The sequence below is a fragment of the Mesorhizobium sp. WSM4846 genome (genome assembly GCF_055811415.1).
Map to the genome: position 1 here is coordinate 32385 of NZ_JBVVPZ010000041.1, position 19352 is coordinate 51736.

Annotated in this window: 16 protein-coding genes; 2 read left to right on the forward strand and 14 right to left on the reverse strand. The window is 63.4% G+C overall.

The annotated features are described in order from the left end of the window. Positions 1-214: 214 nt before the first annotated feature. Positions 215-2596 (forward strand): polysaccharide biosynthesis tyrosine autokinase, encoded by a 2382-nt coding sequence (locus AC0L15_RS26355; protein WP_287246636.1) that lies wholly within the window; start codon positions 215-217, stop codon positions 2594-2596. Positions 2597-2894: 298 nt separating this feature from the next. On the opposite strand, the gene AC0L15_RS26360 is transcribed toward AC0L15_RS26355, so the two are convergent. The 14 genes from AC0L15_RS26360 to AC0L15_RS26425 all read right to left on the reverse strand — a co-directional run bounded on the left by AC0L15_RS26360 (position 2895) and on the right by AC0L15_RS26425 (position 16328). Then, positions 2895-3977, reverse strand: coding sequence for an acyltransferase family protein (locus AC0L15_RS26360; RefSeq protein WP_473497589.1), 1083 nt, complete (start codon positions 3975-3977; stop codon positions 2895-2897). Positions 3978-4111: 134 nt separating this feature from the next. Beyond that, positions 4112-6019, reverse strand: a complete 1908-nt coding sequence (locus tag AC0L15_RS26365; RefSeq protein ID WP_287246635.1) for a propionyl-CoA synthetase — start codon at positions 6017-6019, stop codon at positions 4112-4114. A gap of 197 nt (positions 6020-6216) precedes the next feature. Then, positions 6217-7203, reverse strand: a complete 987-nt coding sequence (gene dhaK, locus AC0L15_RS26370) for a dihydroxyacetone kinase subunit DhaK (RefSeq protein WP_287246634.1) — start codon at positions 7201-7203, stop codon at positions 6217-6219. A gap of 35 nt (positions 7204-7238) precedes the next feature. Then, on the reverse strand, positions 7239-7670 hold the full coding sequence (locus AC0L15_RS26375; protein WP_023796729.1) for a hypothetical protein: 432 nt from the start codon (positions 7668-7670) through the stop codon (positions 7239-7241). 8 nt (positions 7671-7678) lie between these two features. Beyond that, positions 7679-9265, reverse strand: coding sequence for a phosphoenolpyruvate--protein phosphotransferase (gene ptsP / locus AC0L15_RS26380; RefSeq protein WP_473497592.1), 1587 nt, complete (start codon positions 9263-9265; stop codon positions 7679-7681). Next, a complete protein-coding gene (locus AC0L15_RS26385; RefSeq protein ID WP_023796727.1) occupies positions 9249-9551 on the reverse strand; it encodes an HPr family phosphocarrier protein in 303 nt (100 codons plus the stop codon). The genes ptsP and AC0L15_RS26385 overlap by 17 nt, the downstream gene beginning before the upstream one ends. A 21-nt stretch (positions 9552-9572) precedes the next feature. After that, positions 9573-9962 (reverse strand): dihydroxyacetone kinase phosphoryl donor subunit DhaM, encoded by a 390-nt coding sequence (dhaM, locus tag AC0L15_RS26390; protein WP_027151568.1) that lies wholly within the window; start codon positions 9960-9962, stop codon positions 9573-9575. Next, positions 9959-10561, reverse strand: coding sequence for a dihydroxyacetone kinase subunit DhaL (gene dhaL, locus AC0L15_RS26395; RefSeq protein WP_287246953.1), 603 nt, complete (start codon positions 10559-10561; stop codon positions 9959-9961). The genes dhaM and dhaL overlap by 4 nt, the downstream gene beginning before the upstream one ends. Before the next feature lie 83 nt (positions 10562-10644). After that, positions 10645-11664 carry an ABC transporter ATP-binding protein gene (locus AC0L15_RS26400; RefSeq protein WP_023796724.1) on the reverse strand — a complete coding sequence of 340 codons (1020 nt, stop codon included), beginning with the start codon at positions 11662-11664 and terminating at the stop codon, positions 10645-10647. Continuing rightward, complete coding sequence (locus AC0L15_RS26405) at positions 11657-12769, reverse strand: ABC transporter ATP-binding protein (RefSeq protein ID WP_287246632.1); 1113 nt, start codon at positions 12767-12769, stop codon at positions 11657-11659. Before AC0L15_RS26405 ends, AC0L15_RS26400 begins: the two co-directional genes overlap by 8 nt. A 3-nt stretch (positions 12770-12772) precedes the next feature. Next, the gene (locus tag AC0L15_RS26410; protein WP_473497595.1) at positions 12773-12979 is read right to left on the reverse strand and encodes a hypothetical protein; all 207 of its coding nucleotides are present in this window, start codon (positions 12977-12979) and stop codon (positions 12773-12775) included. Continuing rightward, positions 12976-13926, reverse strand: a complete 951-nt coding sequence (locus AC0L15_RS26415) for a carbohydrate ABC transporter permease (protein ID WP_287246631.1) — start codon at positions 13924-13926, stop codon at positions 12976-12978. The genes AC0L15_RS26410 and AC0L15_RS26415 overlap by 4 nt, the downstream gene beginning before the upstream one ends. Continuing rightward, complete coding sequence (locus AC0L15_RS26420) at positions 13923-14870, reverse strand: carbohydrate ABC transporter permease (RefSeq protein WP_128244752.1); 948 nt, start codon at positions 14868-14870, stop codon at positions 13923-13925. Before AC0L15_RS26420 ends, AC0L15_RS26415 begins: the two co-directional genes overlap by 4 nt. Before the next feature lie 126 nt (positions 14871-14996). Continuing rightward, a complete protein-coding gene (locus AC0L15_RS26425; protein WP_023796720.1) occupies positions 14997-16328 on the reverse strand; it encodes an ABC transporter substrate-binding protein in 1332 nt (443 codons plus the stop codon). Positions 16329-16731: 403 nt separating this feature from the next. Between AC0L15_RS26425 and hrpB the strand changes: the two genes are divergently transcribed. Further along, a complete protein-coding gene (hrpB, locus tag AC0L15_RS26430) occupies positions 16732-19347 on the forward strand; it encodes an ATP-dependent helicase HrpB (RefSeq protein WP_473497597.1) in 2616 nt (871 codons plus the stop codon). Positions 19348-19352 lie beyond the last annotated feature (5 nt).

Genomic DNA, 19352 nt, shown 5'->3' on the forward strand with positions numbered 1-19352 from the left:
CAAGGCATGCCGATATGTTTGACTGCCCAGGTCTCGCGGTGGCTGGCATGAAGCTTGCGTTGGGCATATGCTGATGCTCCCGCTCTAGCGCCTGCAAACGAGAGCAGCGGACCCGAGTGGAGACAGGGTTTCCGAGGCTCAAACAAAAATAGAGCGGCGGCGCGTTCGACTTGAGAGACCGCCGCTCTAGATGCAAACTTGAATTGGACCGAAGATGAATTATGCCAATTTTCCTCTCGACAAGAGGAAACCATTGCCGAGTTCGGACCCAGTCAGCGCCGACGATTTTATCGATGTCGAGCGCCTGCTCGGCATGGCAGCAAGGCAGGCAAAGGTGGTTGCGGCATGCGCTGCCATCGGTCTTTTTCTGGGCGTGCTCTATTTGCAGACCACGCCTCCCACCTACATGGCGACGAGCCGTGTGCTGATCGACGAAGGGTTGAACAAGGTCGTCGACGAGGTCTCGGCGGCGTCGGTCAGCATGCAGACCGACTCCGCCATTCTGAGCCAGATCGAAATACTCCACTCGGCGAGACTGGCGGCGGTAGTCGTCGACAAGCAGAAACTCGATCAGAACGACGCTTTCATGGACCCTCCGACGTCGGCCGTGTCGAAGGCTGCCGGTTTTGTGCGCGGCGTGGTCCGGTATTTCCGTCCCAATCCCGCCGTGGGTACGGCCGACGTTACTCAGCTTGACCCGGCGACGCGTGACGCGATGATTGCCTCGTCACGGCGCGATTACGCAATCCTCAAACTGCAGGACGAGGTGCAAGCCGAGCGCATCGGTCGAAGCTATGTGATCTCCATCGCCTACCAGGCGACGGACCCCGCACTTGCGACCGCGGTCACCAAAGCCTATGCCGACGCCTATCTCGCCGATCAGCTCGATGCGAGCTTCGATGCGACCGAGCGGGCGGCGGTCTGGCTGCAAGGTCGGCTGACGGAGCTTCGCGAAAGTTCCCAGGCAGCGGCGCTCGCCGTCGAGAAGTTCAGGGCCGAACATGGGCTGGCCGTCGATGACGGCCAGTTGATCAGTGACAAGCAACTGTCGGACCTCAATGGCCAGCTCATTGAGGCGCAGGCCGATACCGCCCGCGCCAGCGCCCGCTACCAGCAATACAAGTCGATCGTCGAAAGCGGTTCGGACAACGCATTCAGGGACGCCGCGATATCCGCCGACCAGCCGAGCAACTCGATCATTTCAACACTCAAGACCCGCTATCTCACTGTCGCCAAGCGGCAGCAGGATATCGAAGCCAATTTCGGGGCTGAGCATCCCCAGGCGGTCGCACTTGCCAAGGAAAGGGCCGACATATCGGCGCAGATATTCGGCGAGCTGAAGCAATTGACCGAAAGCTACCGCAACGAATACGAAGTCGCTCTCGCGCGCGAGACGGCGCTCCGTGCAAATGTCGCGTTAGCGGCTGGCAAGAGTTCCATCGACAACCAGTCGCAGGTCAAGCTGCGCGAACTGGAGCAGAAGGCAACGGCGCTCTCGACGCTCTATCAAACGTTCCTTGGCCGCTACGAGGAAGCCTCCCAGCAGCAATCCTTCCCGGTCGGCAAGATCCGCGTCATCTCGGACGCGACGCTGCCGAAGTCCGCGGCAACCCCGCGCACGTCCATAGTGCTGGGACTTTCGCTCGTGCTTGGCGTGATGTTGGGAGCCGGGGTTGGTGGCCTGAATGAGTTCAGGGAGCGGTTCTTCAGGACCGGCGAAGACGTTCGCGATCGCGTCGGCCTCAAATTCCTTGGCTACCTGCCGATCATTGGCAGCAAGGTCGCCAAGGACGACAAGCGCGATGACGGTCAGGCGGATATCAAAACCGCCCAATCAGCGTCGGCGGCTGAAAGACGCGCGCGCATGCGGGTGAGCATCGACGCCCCGGCATCGATGTTTTCCGAGACGCTGCGCAGCGCCAAGATTGCCTTCGACGTGGTGATGGAAGGGCAGGGCAGCCGGGTCATCGGCGTAATCTCGGTCCTTCCCGGCGAGGGCAAGTCGACCGTGGCGGCGAATCTGGCCGGATTGCTTGCCGCCAACGGGTCGAAAACGCTGCTGGTGGACGGCGACCTGCGTAACCCCGGCCTCAGCCGCAGCCTTGGCATGGAAGCCGAGCAAGGCCTGATGGAAGCGGTGGTGAGCGGGCAGACCTGGCAGTCCGTCGGCAAGATCGACCGGCAGACCAAGCTGGCGATCGTCCCCGCCGTGCCGCGCGGTCATTTCTCGCACACAAGCGAGCTTCTGTCGTCGGCCGGGATGCGGCGTTTCATCGACAATGCCAAGGAGACCTTCCAGTACATCGTCGTCGATCTGCCGCCGCTCGGCCCCGTGGTTGATGCCAAGGCCTTTGCGCCGCTTGCCGACGGCTTCGTGCTCGTGACCGAGTGGGGGCGCACGCCGCGTGCGATGGTGCAATCCATATTGAGTTCGGAATCCTATATCGCCAACAAGATCGTCGGCGTCGTCCTCAACAAGGTCGATTTGAAGAAGCTGGCGAAGTATGGATCGATCGGCGGCTCGGAAAAATTCTTCGACAGATATTCGTCATACTATCTGGAGAAGTCGGAAGCGCGGACGAAGGTGAACAGCTGAGGCCGGTCTGTAGGACCGATATTGAGCAGATCGTCGTCTTGCGCCGTCAGGCCGATACCGGGCCGAGGCCGTCGTGAGCGAAGACGAATGCCCCTCGAACAGACCATGACAGGCAGCCTGTGCACGAGCCGGTAGGGTCGGTGGCGAATGACGTTCCTTAGGGTGCCGGTCGATTTCCTCGCTTGATCAGGTCGCCGAGCCGCGACGGGTCGCGCAAAAGCGTTCGCACCCTGCTTTGTGCCGGACATTCCACCGTAGGATGTTTGCAGCCAGGAACCGGCGTGACAACGCTGGCGCGTTACGCCGCCTTGAGACGGTAGCGGAAGATGGTGTGGTCGAGCAGAAGCCGGATGCGCGGTTCGGCCTCGATCGCAATCAGCCAACTCGCGGCGATCATGGTTGCCCCGACGATGACCACCGAAAGCAGGTATGGCACTCCCGCACGCATCAAGGCGCCGAGAATGGCTGCGCCGACGACATTATGGATCAGATAGAGAGGGTAGGTCATCAGGCCGATCCGGCGCCAGCCGCGCCAGGACAGGTCGAGCCGTAACGACCACGCCATCAGCGCCATGGCAGCGAGGAACAGGACGATCGGCGGCCCGTAGGGCATCGCGGCTTCGACCTTGATGCTGCGGACGTCGACAGCACTTATGATCTGCAGCACGCCGCCAGCCAGGAACAAGGCGCAGAAGACAAGGCGGGCGGGCGTCACTGCCTTGAAACGCATCAGCCAGAACAGCACACCTGTCGCGAAAAAACATCCGTGATGCACCAGGAGCAGGTCGAGCCAGCGCGCCTCGGCAAGGTCCGTCCAGTCGAATGGATAGTACAGGCACCAGAAAAGCGTGCTGATCGCGCCGAGCGCAACTGCCACCGCTTCCATCAGGTCGAAGCGGCCGAGCCGCAGCAGGATCCAGACGACGGCGTAAAAGGCGATCTCGATGCCAAGGGTCCAGTAGACGCTGTCGACCCAGGGGTTGAACGGAACGAACAGGGCGGTGCGTATGAGCGTGGTGACAGCGTCCGTCGGCCAACTGAGATCGACGAGAAGCAGCACCATCGCGGTGACTGGTGCGCTGATCCAGGCGGCCGGCGCCAATCGTTTCACCCTTGCCTCGAAAAACCGCAGCGGTGTGGAATGCTCGGCGCTGAAGGCGATGACGAAGCCGCTGATGACGAAGAATATCTGGACGCCGACCCATCCGAATTGGACCAGTCCGCCTATTTCCGGATGCGGCGGGATGCCGCCCGTCGCACGCGCCGAAACGCCCTCGGGGAACGCCCACACCCAGAAGCCGTAGTGGTAGACCATCACGAGGACAGCGGCGACAAAACGCAGGATGTCGACGCCGCCGAATGTTGTTTTTTGCTGAGCCATGCCGTGCCTTCGGAATGGCCCCCCACGCAAAGGTTTAAGGGCAACTGCTGCATTGCACAACAGACGATTGCAGTGCAGGATGAATTTGTGAATTCGTCCGAAGCCGCGATCCGCCTGCCGCGCTCCGAAAGCAGCTAAAGCCCGATTCCGCGTCCCTTCAGCGCCGCGGTGATTTCGTCGAGAATGACCGGATCGTCGATGGTCGCTGGCATTGTCCAGTCTTCCTTGTCGGCAATCTTCTGCATGGTGCCGCGCAGGATTTTGCCGGAGCGCGTCTTGGGCAGGCGCTTGATCGTGACCACCGTCTTGAAGGCGGCGACCGGGCCGATCCGCTCGCGCACCAGCGTGACCACCTCGGTCTCAATAGTGCCGCTGTCACGCGTGACACCGGCATTCAGCACGACGAACCCGAGCGGAACCTGGCCCTTCATAGCGTCGGCGATGCCGACGACAGCGCACTCGGCAACGTCCGGATGCGCGGCCAGCACCTCCTCCATGGCGCCGGTCGACAGCCGGTGGCCGGCGACATTGATGATGTCGTCGGTGCGGGCCATCACGAACAAATAGCCGTCCTCGTCCATCATGCCGGCATCCGCCGTCTTGTAGAAGCCGGGGAATTCCTCGAGATAGGCTTGGCGAAACCGGTCATCGGCATTCCACAGCGTCGGCAGGCAGCCGGCCGGCAGCGGCAGCTTGACCACGACATTGCCCAACGTGCCGCGCGGCACTTCGTGGCCGGCATCGTCGAGCACACGGATATCGTAGCCGGGCATCGGCACCCCGGGCGAGCCGTATTTCACCGGCAGTAGCCCTAATCCGGCTGGGTTGATCGTCATCGGCGAGCCCGTCTCGGTCTGCCACCAATGGTCGATTACCGGCACGTTCAATTTCTGCTCCGCCCATTTGATGGTTTCCGGATCGGCGCGCTCGCCGGCGAGGAACAGCGTGCGGAATTTCGACAGGTCGTATTTCGGGACGAATTCGCCCTTGGGGTCCTGTCCCTTGATGGCGCGGAATGCGGTCGGCGCGGTGAACAGCGCGACCACGCCATGCTCTGATATCACCCGCCAGTAGGTGCCGGCGTCGGGCGTACCGACCGGCTTGCCCTCGAACAGGACGGTCGTGCAGCCATGCAGCAGCGGGCCGTAGACGATGTAGGAATGGCCGACCACCCAGCCGACGTCGGAAGCCGCCCAGAACACCTCACCCGGCTTGACGCCGAACTCGTTCTCCATCGACCATTTCAGCGCAACCATGTGGCCGCCATTGTCGCGCACGATGCCCTTGGGCTGGCCGGTCGTTCCGGACGTGTAGATGATGTAGAGCGGGTCGGTGGCGAGCACCGGAACGCAGTCGACATTGGCGCCCGCGGCCCGCTCGCGGGCGACGGCGTCGGCATAGTCGATGTCATGGTTCTCCTCTAGCTCGCAGCGCAGCTGATCGCGCTGCAGGATGAGGCAGGCTTCGGGCTTGTGCCGCGACATCTCGATCGCCTTGTCGAGCAGCGGCTTGTAGGCGACGACGCGCCCGGGCTCCAGGCCGCAAGAGGCGGAAATGATCAGCTTCGGTCTGGCGTCGTCGATGCGCGTGGCGAGCTCGTGCGAAGCAAAGCCGCCGAAGACGACCGAATGCACGGCGCCGATACGGGCGCAGGCAAGCATGGCAAACGCAGCTTCCGCCACCATCGGCATGTAGATGATGACCCGATCGCCTTTTTGGACGCCGCGGTTCTTCAGCACTGACGTCAGCGCGACCACCTCGCGTTTCAATTCGGCATAGGTGAATTTCCTGACCGTGCCGAAAATCGCGCTGTCATGGATCAGCGCGATCTGATCGGCGCGGCCACCCGCCACGTGGCGGTCGACGGCGTTGAAGCAGGTGTTGCAGGAGGCGCCGCCAAACCAGCGCCCATAGACGCCGGCATTCGCATCGAAGACCGTTTCGAACGGCGAGAACCAGTCGATGGCCTTGGCCGCATCCGCCCAGAATTTTTCCGGATCGCGTTTCCAGCCGTCATAGACCTCGTGGTAGCGTGACGCCATCCAGCTTTCTCCCAGGAATGTTTCTGTCCTTGGAAATAGCGTATGCTGTTTTTGCAAGCACGTGCAAATTCGTCTTGGCGACCTCGCTTTGGTCGAAATGGACGTGACCGCCGCTTTATCGCCGCAACCGGCCAGCTCGTAGAAAGCGCCTGCTTGCTTAATACTGTTGCTATAGCCCTGGCGCGGTGTTGGCCGTGCTACATCCCCCGGCGCAGCGCAGCCGTATGCACCGGTGCGTCCCACAATGCGGTCGTCTCATCGTCGAACATGGTCAGCGTGATCGAGCAGCCGGCCATGTCGAGCGATGTCACATAGGACCCGACCAGTGAACGGGCGACCGTCACGCCGTTTTTCTCGAAGATTTTCCGGGCGCTGTTGTACATCAGGTAGAGCTCCATCAGCGGCGTGCCGCCGAAGCCGTTGACGAAAAGCAGCGCCGGGCCTTTTGCCCTGTCACCGAGATCGCCAGATATCGCCGCGCAGATCTCCTCGGCGATGGCGTCGGCGCTCTTCAACGCGTCGCGGCGGCGCCCGGGTTCGCCATGGATGCCGACGCCGAATTCCATCTCGCCGTCGCCGATATCGAAGGTCGGCCTGCCGGCGGCCGGTACGGTGCAACTGGTCAGCGCAACGCCCATCGAGCGCGTCGCGCCATTGATGCGTTCGCCAAGCGCCTTCAACGGCTTCAGCGCCATGCCTTGCTCGGCCGCGGCGCCGAGGATCTTCTCGACCACCAGCGTGCCGGCAACGCCGCGTCGGCCAGTGGTGTAGGAGGAGTTCTCGACCGCGACGTCGTCATTGGTCACCACTTGCATCACACCCTCCGACATTTCAGCAGCCATGTCGAAATTCATCACGTCGCCCTCGTAGTTCTTGACGATGAACAGGCAGCCGGCACCGGTGTTGACCGCCTCCGCGGCCGCCATCATCTGGTCCGGCGTCGGCGAGGTGAACACCTGGCCGGGGCAGGCGGCATCCAGCATGCCATGCCCGACCAGCCCGCCATGCAGCGGCTCGTGGCCAGAGCCGCCCCCGGAAATCAGCGCTACCTTGCCGGGCTTGAGTGTCCTGCGGCGCACGAATTTATGCCCGTCGCCAAGCACAAGGATGTCGGCATGGGCGGCAACGAAGCCGTCGAGGCTTTCGGTCAGCACCGTGTCCACAGAATTCAGAAACTTCTTCATGGCCGTCTCTCCCGAAATAGCTGAACGTGGCGCGACTATGTCCCGCCCTTGCCGGCGATGCTGGTGATCTTCTGGATGAAATCGTTGACCGCCCTGTCGAGCGCCGCGTTCTGTTTGTCGTCGCCGAAATCGGGAACGATCAGCGAAACATGCCGCGTCTTGCGCATGCCGGATGCCAGCGACATTTTTCCCGGATGCGCCTGATGGTAGGCGGCAAGAAAATGGTCGCGTTCGGCCGGGCTGAAATGGCAGACGGCGAAAATAGCCGGCAAATGTTTTGACGGGATCGGGATCGAGTAGGCCGGACTGGAAATCTGGGTGACGAAGCTGCGATGCTTGCCCAACGCGTCGGCGAGGCGCTGGCGCATGCCGGACGGGCGCTGGTCGAGGACCTGCGACAGGATCGTCTTATAGGCGCGGATCGCCTCTTCGGAACCGGCTTCAGGCGTCTTCTTGGTTTCGGCCATGCCGGTGCCTAGATCGAGACGTCCGCAATGGCCACCTTGGTCATTGCGAGCTGGGCGGGAACCACGGAAAGGTCGCGCAGACCGCCCTCAATCAGCGCCGGGATCGCCGCAGGATCGCCGCCGGCGTCGCCGCACAGGCTGACCGGAATCTTTTGCGCGCGGCCGAACGCCGCAACCGAGGCGATCAGCCGAAGCACGGCCGGGTTCCTGATCGAATTGAGATGCGCGACCGAGGCATTGTCGCGCGCCGCCGCCATCACATACTGGGTCAGGTCGTTCGAGCCGATCGAGAAGAAGGCGACCTCGGCAAACGCCTCAGGAGCGATCGCCACCGACGGCACCTCGACCATGATGCCGAGCGGCGGCATTTTTTGCGCGACGCCGCGCGCGGCAAGCGCGGCCTGCTCTTCGGCGAAGAGCGCGGCTGCTCGCTGATACTCGTCCCACACGGCGACCATCGGGAACATCACCTTGAGATTGCCATGCAAGGCGGCGCGCAGCAGCGCCCTGATCTGCACCCGAAAAACCTCCGGTCTCGCCAGCGATAGCCTGATGCCGCGCAGGCCGAGAAACGGATTACCCTCCTCGACGGTGAATCCCGGCACCGGCTTGTCGCCGCCGGCGTCGATGGTGCGGATGGTCACCGGTCTGTCGCCGGCCCATTCGAGCACCTTGCGGTAGGCGCGATACTGCGATTCCTCGTCCGGCAGCGTCTTGCCGAACAGGAACTCGGTCCGCATCAGCCCGACGCCATCGCAGGTCGAGACATCGATACCGTCGACATCGGACGGATCGGCGATGTTGACCTGCACCCGCACCGCAGTGCCGGCTTTCGTCACCGCCGGCCGAGCCAAAAAAGTTTCCGCCCTGTCGCGACGTGCCGCGAAAGACGACGACGATTGCCGGAACGCCTCGACCTCTGCCCTTGTTGGCCTCAACACGATGCCGCCGTGCTCGGCATCGAGCAGGGCGACGCCGGCAAGATCGGCCGGCGAAGCACCGAGCCCCACGATCATAGGCACGCCGCGCGAGCGCGCCAGCATGGCGACGTGGCTGGCGGTACTGCCCGCCTTCAGCGCAATGCCGCCGCCGGCGCTCCAGTCGGTTTCGAGAAAGCGCGTCGGCGCAATGTCCTCGCCGTAGAAGATGGCGCCTGTCGGCGCGGCAGCCGCGCTGCCCGCTGTCAGCGCGCGAAGCACCTGGTCTCTGATGTCGCGCATGTCGGCGGCGCGTGCCCGGAAATAATCCTGATCCGACGTTTCATAGCCGACAATTTCGGCGTCAAGCGCCTGCCGCCATGCCGCATCGGCCGGCTGGCCGGCGGCAATCGCGGCAAAGGCCGGGCCGGTCAGCGCATCGTCCTCCAGCATGGCGAGCTGGAATTCGAGAATGTCGGCGGCATCGCCGTCGGTTGCCTGGATCAGCTTGGCAAGCCGGCCTGTCGCTGTGCCGATTGCCGTTTCGAGCGCGAGCCTCTCGTCAGCGGCGGTCGCTTTACCTTTATAGCGCGCGACGACCGGGTCGAGGTTGAACAGCGGCCCTTCGGCATAGCCGGCCGAAGCCGGGATCCCCTGCAGCTTAAGCGGTTCGGGCATGGTCCACGCCCTCGTCGAAGTCGCGCCGCACCAGTTCGACGAGCGCGCCGACCGCCTCGCCGGCACCGTCGCCCTTGGCTCTGATATGCAGCACCGTGCCTTTCGGCGCCTTGGCCGCCATCACCTTGACGATGCTCTTGGCGTCGAACCAAGGACCGTTGGCGGCGAGCGCAACTTCGACTTCGGCCGAAAACGTCTTGGCGAGCTTGGTGAATTTCACCGAAGGGCGCGCATGCAGGCCGACCTCATGGGTGATCAGAACGGTGGCTTCTGCGGATGCGGACATTGAGTCAAAATTCCTGTTCATTCACGATGGCGACAATTCGTGTGCCGTCGCCACCACTTCCCTGAGCGAGGCGCCGCCGGACGCCTCCGTCGCCGCCATCACCGCGCCCTCGACGATCGGCGCGTTGCAGACGATGATCTTGTGCGCGCGCGGCTCGCCGATCATCTCGACCGCCATCTCGCTGTTGGTTTCGGCGCCGCCAAGATCGACAAGTATAGCGACACCTGCCTCCGACCAGGCCTTGTCGATCGCGCCCATGATCGCCTCGACATTGGTTCCCAGCCCGCCATGGCCGTTTCCGCCGCACCATGCAAGCGGCACTTCGTCGCCGACCATCTGGCGCACCATGTCGGCCGTGCCCTCGGCGACCAGCGGTGAATGCGATACGATGACGATGCCGACATTGCTCATGCTTGCCCCACGATGGTCTCGGTGACAGCCCGCACCAGAAGCGCGGTCGAGCGTGCCCCGGCATCCATATGGCCGATGGAGCGGTCGCCGAGAAACGAGGCGCGCCCGCGCAAGGCCTTCATCGGCACGGTGGCATCGGCAGCACTGTCCGCGACATCGGCGATTTCCGATCCGGTCTTTCCCTGCAGCAGGGCGTCATGAACCGGTTGCAGCACGTCGAGCATGGTCTTCTGCCCGACCTGCGACTTGCCCCTGGCTGCCACCGCCTCGATCGCCTTGCCGAACGCCGACATCAGGTTGGCGCGATCCGGCTCTACGGAAATTTCCCTGCCGAGCGCCATGAACAGCGTCCCGAACAAGGGGCCCGAAGCCCCGCCGACGGTCATTACCAGCTTGGTGCCGATCGCCTTCAGAGCGTCCGGCAGCGGCTTTGTCGCGAACGTGTCCGCCTCGGCGCGCACTGCCTCGAAGCCGCGCTTCATGTTCAGCCCATGGTCGCCGTCGCCAATTGCCTGGTCGAGCTTAGTCAGCTCTTCGGCGTGAGCGGCAATCGTGTCGGCGGTGACTGATATCAGCGTCTTCAGGTCAAGCTTGTCCATCGTCCCGGTCTTGTCCAGTGTCGCAGTCTCGTCCAGTGACCCGCTCTTTTCCAGTATCCCGTTCTTTTCCAATGTCCCGGGGCTCATCGGTTTGCAATCCTGTTTCCGGCCTGGTCGAAGAACAGCGGCGCCCGGTAGCGGATAATCACCCTGTCGCCTTTTTCCAATTGGATGTCGGGTTCGGTCAGCGTCACCAGCTTTCTGCTTCCCACCGTCACATGCAGGTGGTTCTGGTCGCCCAGATGCTCGACCCAGTTAACAACGCCGTCGGCGGGGCCATTCGATGCCTTGCCGATCGACAGATGTTCTGTACGCGCGCCGATCGTTTTGGTTCCCGCCGGCATGTCGCCATCCGGCAGCAGGCCGGTCGGCAGCAGATTGATCGCCGGCTGGCCGAGCCTTGCGGCTACATGAACGTTTGCCGGCTCCGAGTAGATGGTGCGTGGCGTGCCGATCTGCGCCAGCACGCCGTCGGCGAGAATGCCGATGCGATCGGCCATCGTCATCGCTTCGATCTGGTCGTGCGTGACATAAAGCATGGTGGCGCCGACCTCGGCCTGGATGCGCTTCAGTTCGAGCCGGAGATCGGCGCGCAGCTTGGCATCGAGCGACGACAGCGGCTCGTCCATCAGATAGATCGAGGGCTTGCGCACCAACGCGCGCCCGATGGCGACGCGCTGCATCTCGCCGCCGGAAAGTTTGGTGGAGCGGTTGTTCAGCTTGTGGTGGATACGCACCATCTTGGCCACATCCTCGACGCGGCGGCGCACCGAGTCCTCGCTCAGCCGCCGCGCAGGCGAGCGCAGCGGAAAGGCCAAATTGTCGAAGACCGACAGATGCGGATAAAGCGAATATTGCTGGAAGACGAAGGCGGTGTCGCGCTCGGCCGGCGACAACATTGTCGCATCGCGGCCGCCGATATGGATCGAGCCCGTATCCGGCCGTTCCAATCCGGCGATAAGTCTGAGCGTCGTCGTCTTGCCGGCCCCGGTCGGGCCGAGCAGCACGACGAATTCGCCGTCGGCGACGTGCAGATCGAGAGTGTCCACGGCGACATGTTCGCCGAAGCTCTTGGTCACGCCTTTGATCTGCACGTCAGCCATGATGCGCTCTTCCCTGGGACGCCCCGTCATGGATTGCGGTTCGCACCGCGCGGCCGGAGCCCTTCTCGAACAGCGACAGCCGTGCGCTGCTCAGCGCCAGGCCGACATGGTCGCCCGCATTGAGCCGGATTTCGGCCGGCACCCGCGCCTTGATGATGCCGCCGGATGTCTCCACCGCAACGATCTGCGTGGTGCCGAGATACTCGGTGCCATAGATGGCGCCGCGCAGCTTCGAAGCGTCGTCGAAGCGGATGTGTTCCGGTCGGATGCCGAGCGCCATGTCGGCCGGCGCGATGTCCTCGCGCACCTCCGGCACTGCCACCTTGGCGCCTTGCACCAAAATCTCCTTGGCGCCCTTTGAAAGCCCGCCGCCGAAGCCGAGAAAATTCATCGGCGGCGAGCCGATGAAATCGGCGACGAACATCGTCGCCGGCCGGTCATAGATTTCGCGCGGCGTGCCGAACTGCTCGATTACGCCGTGGTTCATAACCGCGATCTTGTCGGCCATCGACATCGCTTCCATCTGGTCATGCGTGACATAGACCGTGGTGGCGTGGATGCGGTTGTGCAGTTCGCGCAGTTCATGCACCATGAGATCGCGGAATTCGGTGTCGAGCGTGCCGAGCGGCTCGTCCATCAGGAAGCATTTTGGCCGCCGCACGATGGCGCGGCCGAGCGCCACGCGCTGGCGATCGCCGCCGGCAAGACCGGAGACCGATTTGTTGAGCAGATGGTCGATGCGCAACAGCTTCGCCGTCTCTTCGACGCGCCGGCGGATTTCGATGCCTGGCGTGCCCTGCGCCAGCAGCGGGAAGCCAATGTTCTTGCGCACGTTCATATGCGGATAGAGCGCGAACAGCTGGAAGACGAAGGCGATGTCGCGCTCGCGGGCACGCCGCATGGTAACGTCCTCGCCACCGAGCAGGATCTTGCCGCCGGTCGGCAGTTCGAGCCCGGCAATCATGCGCAACGTCGTCGTCTTGCCGCAACCCGACGGCCCCAGCATGACGAAGAACTCGCCATCCCCGACGACGAAGTTGGAATCCTGCACGGCGACGAAATCGCCGAATGCCTTTCTCAGATGCTCGACCCTGATCTCCGCCATCGTCTACTCCGGAAACTTTGAGACGATGATGAACATCGCCGTGCCGGCCAGCATGGTGATGAACGAATAAGTGTAGAGCGACAGCGCGAACGGCTGGAACAGCATCAGGAAGCCAACGGCAATGATCACCGTGGCGATATTCTCCATCAATCCGCGCCTCGCCCAGACCGGCCAGCGCGACTTGCGTTTTGCGGGTTGGGTCATGCTCATTTGCGCACCGCGCCGAAAGTGATCCCGCGCAGCAACTGCTTGCGAAGCAGGATGGTGAACACCAGGATCGGCACCAGGAAGATCGTCGTGCCCGCGGCGACCGCCGGCCAGTCCTGGCCGCCTTCGCCGATGATGGTCGGGATGAAGGGCGGTGCGGTCTGCGCCGTGCCCGAGGTCAGCAGTGCGGCGAAGGCATATTCGTTCCAGGCGAAGATCAGGCAGAAGATGGCGGTCGCGGCAATGCCGGTGGTCGCCTGCGGCAGCACGGTGCGCCAGAAGGCCTGCAGCCGCGTATATCCGTCGATCATCGCCGCTTCTTCGTACTCGCGCGGGATTTCGTCGATGAAGCCCTTCAGCAGCCACACGGCGAGCGACACATTGACCGCCGTATAGAGCAGGATCATGCCGAGCGCGGTGTCCGACAGGCCAATCTCGCGATACATCAGGTAGATGGGAATAGCGACCGCGATCGGCGGCATCATGCGCGTCGACAGGATGAAGAACAGCAGGTCGTCCGCCAGCGGCACCTTGAAGCGCGAGAAGCCATAGGCCGACAATGTGCCGAGGAACACCGCGCAAAAGGTCGAGCCGAAGGCGATGATCAGCGAATTGACGAAGCGCGGCATGAAATTGGACGGGCCGGCGATCACCATGTTGCGCTTGCGCACTGTCTCATCGCAGATGTCCGTCGCCGGTCCCAGCCCGTTGATGTATTCCGGTGTCTGCCGGGTACGGGTCGAGAACAGATTGCAGTAGCCCTCGAGGCTCGGCTGGAACAGGATTTTTGGCGGATAGGCGATCGAGTCCGGCGGCGTCTTGAAGCTGGTGGCGAAGATCCACAACAGCGGCACGATCGAGATCAGCGCGTAAAGCACGATAATTGTGCCGGCGACGCGCTTCGAAATCGCGGAGGGTGCGACAACAGAATGGGCTGACGTCAGGCTCATCTCTGCTTCACCTTGTTGAGCGCCTTGACATAGATGTTGGCTAGCCCGAACACCGCAACGAACAGGATTATGGCGAAGGCCGAGGAATAGCCGGTCCGCCAGCTTTCGAAGGCCTGCCGCTTCAGCGTGATCGAGGCGACCTCGGTGGTCGATCCCGGTCCGCCGCCGGTCAGGAGGTTGACCATGTCGAACATCTTGAAGTTCTCGATGCCGCGGAACAGTACCGCCAGCATGATGAAGGGCAGTGCCATCGGCAGCGTGATCGACCAGAACTGCCGCCAGTTGGAGGCGCGGTCGACCTCGGCAGCCTCATAGATGTATTCGGGGATCGAGCGCAGGCCGGCGAGACAGATCAGCATCACGTAAGGCGTCCACATCCAGGTGTCGACGATGACGATCGACCACGGCGCCAGCGACACGTTGGAGAGCATGCCGATCTGCGTTGCCGGAATGCCGGTGGCGAACGAGATGGCATAGGCGAACAGCCCGATCTGCGGCTCGTAGAGGAAGCGCCAGAAATTGCCGACCACTGCCGGCGACAGCATCATCGGCACCAGAATGATGGTCGTCCAGAAGGCGTGGCCGCGAAACTTCCGATCGATCAGCCAGGCCAGGGTAAAACCGATCAGCGTTTGCAGCAGGATGGTCCAGAATACGAAATGCGCCGTCGTCTGCATGGCGATCCAGATGTCCTGGTCGCCGAGGATGCGCTTGTAGTTGGCAAGGCCGACGTTCCTGACCACCTCGTTGGGACGGTTGGCGCGGTAATTGGTGAAGGACAGATAGATCGCCCAGAACAGCGGGAAGATGTTGACGGCAAGCAGCAACAGGATCGTCGGCGAGATGAACAGCCAGGCGAGGCCCTTGTCGCTGATACCTCGGACCTTGCGGGCCAACGGCTCAGGCGTAGCCCGGGCGACGCTGTCCGCAGTCCGATTGAGCATGGTCAGTCCCGCTTCGGTCACTTGGGTCGTCTCGACAGTGGAATTTATCTGAGCTGTGTCCCGTGCCAAGGGTGGCACGGGACACGCGGTCGTGGCTCGGGAGGAGCCGATTGGATACTGCCCCAACTACATCTTGCCGTCGTCCTGGAAGACCTCGGTCCAGTCCTTGACCAGGCCATCAAGTGCATCCTTGGCCGAACCCTGGCCGGCGACGACGTAATCATGGAAGCGCTTCTGCGACGCCTGCAGCAGCGGCGCATAGCTGGGCTCTGCCCAAAAATCCTTCACGATGGCCATGGAGTCGAGGAAGGTCTGCGCATAAGGCTGGCTGGCTGGGAAGCCTGGATCCTTGACGACCGCGTTGAGGCAGGAAAAGCCGCCGAGCGACCACCATTTGGCCTGAACATCCTTGTTGGCGAACCACTTGATGTATTTGAGCGCAGCCTCCTGCTTGTCGGAGTAAGAGACCACCGAGATGCCCTGGCCGCCAAGCTGGGCGAATTGATCGCCGTCGGGCCCCTTGGGATTGGCGAAATAACCTATCTTGTCGCCGCCGACATTTTCGTCCTTCTGCAGGCCTGGCCAGGTAAAGGCGAAGTTCATGTGCATCGCCACCTGGCCGGATTTGAAGGCGTCGACGCCTTCGCCCATGTAGCTGTTCGAGGCTCCAGGAGGCGTGCAGCAGTCATAGAGCGCCTTGTAGAACTCAAGACCCTTCACCGATTTCTCGGAGTTGACGAAGCCGTCCATCTCGTATGGCTTGTCGGGATTCTCATATTTGAAACCGAAGCTGTATAGCCCGTCCATGGCACCCATGGTGATGCCTTCGGAGCCGCGCTCGGTATAGATCGATGCGCCATAGACCGTCTTGCCGTCGATCTCGCGCTTCTGGAAAAACTCGGCGATCTGCTTCAGCTGGTCGAAGGTCGTCGGCGCTGCGAGATCCCAGCCGTACTTTTCCTTGAATTCCTTCTGCAGTTCCGGCTTGGAGAACCAGTCCTTGCGATAGGTCCAGCCGACGACGTCGCCCATGGCCGGCAGCGCCCAGTAATTCGGCGAGTTCTTCGGCCATTCGGAGTAGCCGACGACGGTCGCTGGCACGAAGTCGTCCATGCTGATCTTCTCCTTGTCGAAGAAGTCGTTCAGCTTGACGTAGTGGCCGTTCTCGGCCGAGCCGCCGATCCACTGGCTGTCGCCGATGATCAGGTCGCACAGCTTGCCCTTGGAATTCAGTTCGTTGAGGAAGCGATCGGCATAGTTGGTCCACGGCACGAATTCGAATTTCATGCCGATGCCGGTTTCCTTGGTGAAATCCTTGGACAATTCGACAAGCGCGTTGGCCGGGTCCCAGGCTGCCCAGCAAAGCGTCAGATCTTCAGCCTGCGCGACATTCGAAACGGCGGTCGACGCAAACATCGCCGATGTCAGTCCCAACGTCAGTTTCAAGGTCGATTTCATGCCTTCCTCCCATTTGCGAAACGCGCCCGGATGACGGTTTCAAATAACCTCAAAACCCCCTCCTCAGGGGTCTAAACATGACGACGCGGTTAAGCGGCGGATGTTTAGTAATTTGTTTAGTGATGCAATTTTTACTAAACAACGCAAGCGAATTCGTCGCTGCGCTGCAGCATAATTCGCTTGTATCTGGGCGGTGGCCCTGGCCGCGCCGTTCTATTAGGAAATATCCCGACTTCCTGTCGCTCCTCGGCCGCGTCATCCTCGGTGGCTTCCGCCTTTGACTATGGCGAGAGGTGGACCCGCTTTGAGTTGGTCCGTTGCCCAGTTGCGCGGCGACCGCTACCGCTGATATGCGGGGCGCGACCGACCTGCCGCGAGATTGGGTGGATGCATCCCTGAAACAATGACCAGAAAACCCTTGCCAGAGCTTCCGGTCTCCGCCGTCCTGCCGGCGCTCGGTGAAGCGCTCGGCCATGGCAACAGTGCCGTGCTGGTGGCGCCGCCCGGCGCCGGCAAGACGACGCTGGTGCCGCTGGCGCTGCTCGATGCGGCTTGGCTCGGCACGGGGAAGATCATTCTGCTCGAGCCGCGCCGGCTCGCTGCCCGCGCAGCCGCCCGCCGCATGGCCGAACTGCTCGGCGAGGAGCCCGGCGAAACGGTCGGCTATGCCATGCGGATGGAGAACCGCACTTCTGCGAGGACCAGAATTCTTGTCGTCACCGAAGGCGTGCTGTCGCGGATGATCCTCGACGATCCGGAGTTGCCCGGTGTCTCGGCGGTATTCTTCGACGAGTTCCACGAGCGCTCGCTCGACGGCGATTTTGGTCTGGCGCTGGCGCTCGACGTGCAAGGTGCGCTGCGGACCGATCTGCGATTGCTGGTCATGTCGGCGACGCTCGACGGCGCGCGCGTCGCTCGGCTGCTTTCCGGCGCCCCGGTGATCGAGAGCGAAGGCCGCGCCTTTCGCGTCGATATCCGCTACGACGAGCGGCCGGCCGGCATCGCCATCGAGGACGCGATGGCCAAGGCAATCCGCGCGGCCCTTGCCGAGGAGAGCGGCAGCGTGCTCGCCTTCCTGCCCGGCCAGCGCGAGATCGAGCGCACCGCCGAGCGGCTGCAAGGCCGCGTCAGTGCCGACACCGACATCGTGCCGCTCTATGGCATGCTCGACAACAAGGCGCAGGACGCCGCGATCAAGCCGGCGCCGTCCGGCCGCCGCAAGGTGGTGCTGGCGACCTCGATCGCCGAAACCTCGATTACCATCGACGGCGTGCGCGTCGTCATCGATTCCGGCTTGTCGCGCCTGCCGCGCTACGAGCCGGCCAGCGGCCTGACGCGGCTGGAGACGGTGCGGGTCAGCAAAGCCTCCGCCGACCAGCGCTCCGGCCGCGCCGGCCGCACGCAGCCCGGCGTCGCCGTCCGGTTGTGGCGGACCGAGCAGACCGCGGCACTTCCCGCCTTCACGCCGCCGGAAATCCTCGAGGCGGACCTTTCCGGACTTCTGCTCGATTGCGCCGCCTTCGGTGTCGCCGACCCGTCGAGCCTCTGCTTCCTCGATCCGCCGCCGGCCCCGGCACTCAACGAGGCAAGGGCGCTGCTTCGTGCGCTCGACGCCATTGACGAGGCAGGGCGACTGACGCAATCGGGTGCTGCGATGCGCAGGCTGGCACTGCCTGTGCGGCTGGCTCACATGGTCGCCGAGGTGGCAAACACCGGCCGGGCGTTCGAAGCGGCCATGCTCGCCGTGCTGCTCACCGAGCGTGGCCTGGGCGGCGACGGCGCCGATCTCGAACGGCGGCTGCTTCGGTTCCGATCCGAAAGATCGCCGCGCGCCACCGCCGCCCGGCAACTCGCCGAGCGGCTGGCGAAACAGGCTTCACCCTCCCCTTCGAGGGGGACCGAAGGACGGGCGAGACCCGTGGTTCGCCCCGGTATGTCGATCCGCGAAGCGGATCGGGGTGGGGTTGGGTCGGGCACGTCATCGCCGACCCCACCCCGTCTCCCTCGCCTCGCTGGGCAAGGCTCACTGGCCGACCCTCCCCTCGGGGGGGAGGGCAGCGCCGGCGCTCTCCTCATCCACGCCTGGCCGGATCGCGTCGCCAGGGCGCGCGGAGAGCGCGGCCGTTTCGTGCTGGCCAACGGTTCAGGCGCCATGCTTGACGCCGCCGACCCGCTGGCGGGCGAAACCTGGCTTGTCGTCGCCGATCTGCAGGGCAAGGCGCAGAACGCCCGCATTACGGCAGCGGCGGCGATAGACGAAGCCGACATTCGCGCTTCGCTCGCCGACAAGATCGAGACAAACCGCGAAACCAGTTTCGACCGCGACAGGCGTGCGGTGCGTGTGCGTGAAACCGTTCGCCTCGGCGCCATCACCCTGTCCGAACGGATGCTGCCGGCGCCGGCCGGCATCGCCGCCGATCGCGCCATCCTTGACGCCCTGCGCCAACACGGGCTGTCGCTTTTGCCGTGGGGCAAGGAGGCCGAAACGCTGCGCCAACGGCTCGGCTGGCTGCATCGCGGTCTTGGCGCGCCCTGGCCGGATGTTTCCGATGAGGCGCTCATCGACCGCCTCGACGACTGGCTGCTGCCCTTCCTTTCCGGCGCGGCGTCCTTTGCCGCGATCGATCCGGGCGTGCTTTCGGCCGGCCTCATGGCATTGGTGCCGCACGATCTGCAGCGCCGGATCGAGGTGCTGGCGCCGACCCATTTCGACCCTCCATCCGGCAGCCGCGTGCCGATCCGCTATGACGGTGAATGGCCGGTGCTGGCGATCCGCGTCCAGGAGCTGTTCGGTCTCGACCGGCATCCCGCGATCGCCAACGGCGCGGTGCCGCTGACGCTCGAGCTATTGTCACCGGCGCACCGACCGATCCAGACGACGCGTGACCTGCCCGGTTTCTGGCGCGGCTCCTGGGCCGATGTGCGAGCCGAGATGCGTGGCCGCTATCCCCGGCATGTCTGGCCGGAGAACCCGCTTCTCGCCACCGCCACCAGCCGCGCCAAACCGCGGGGGACCTAGCCTTT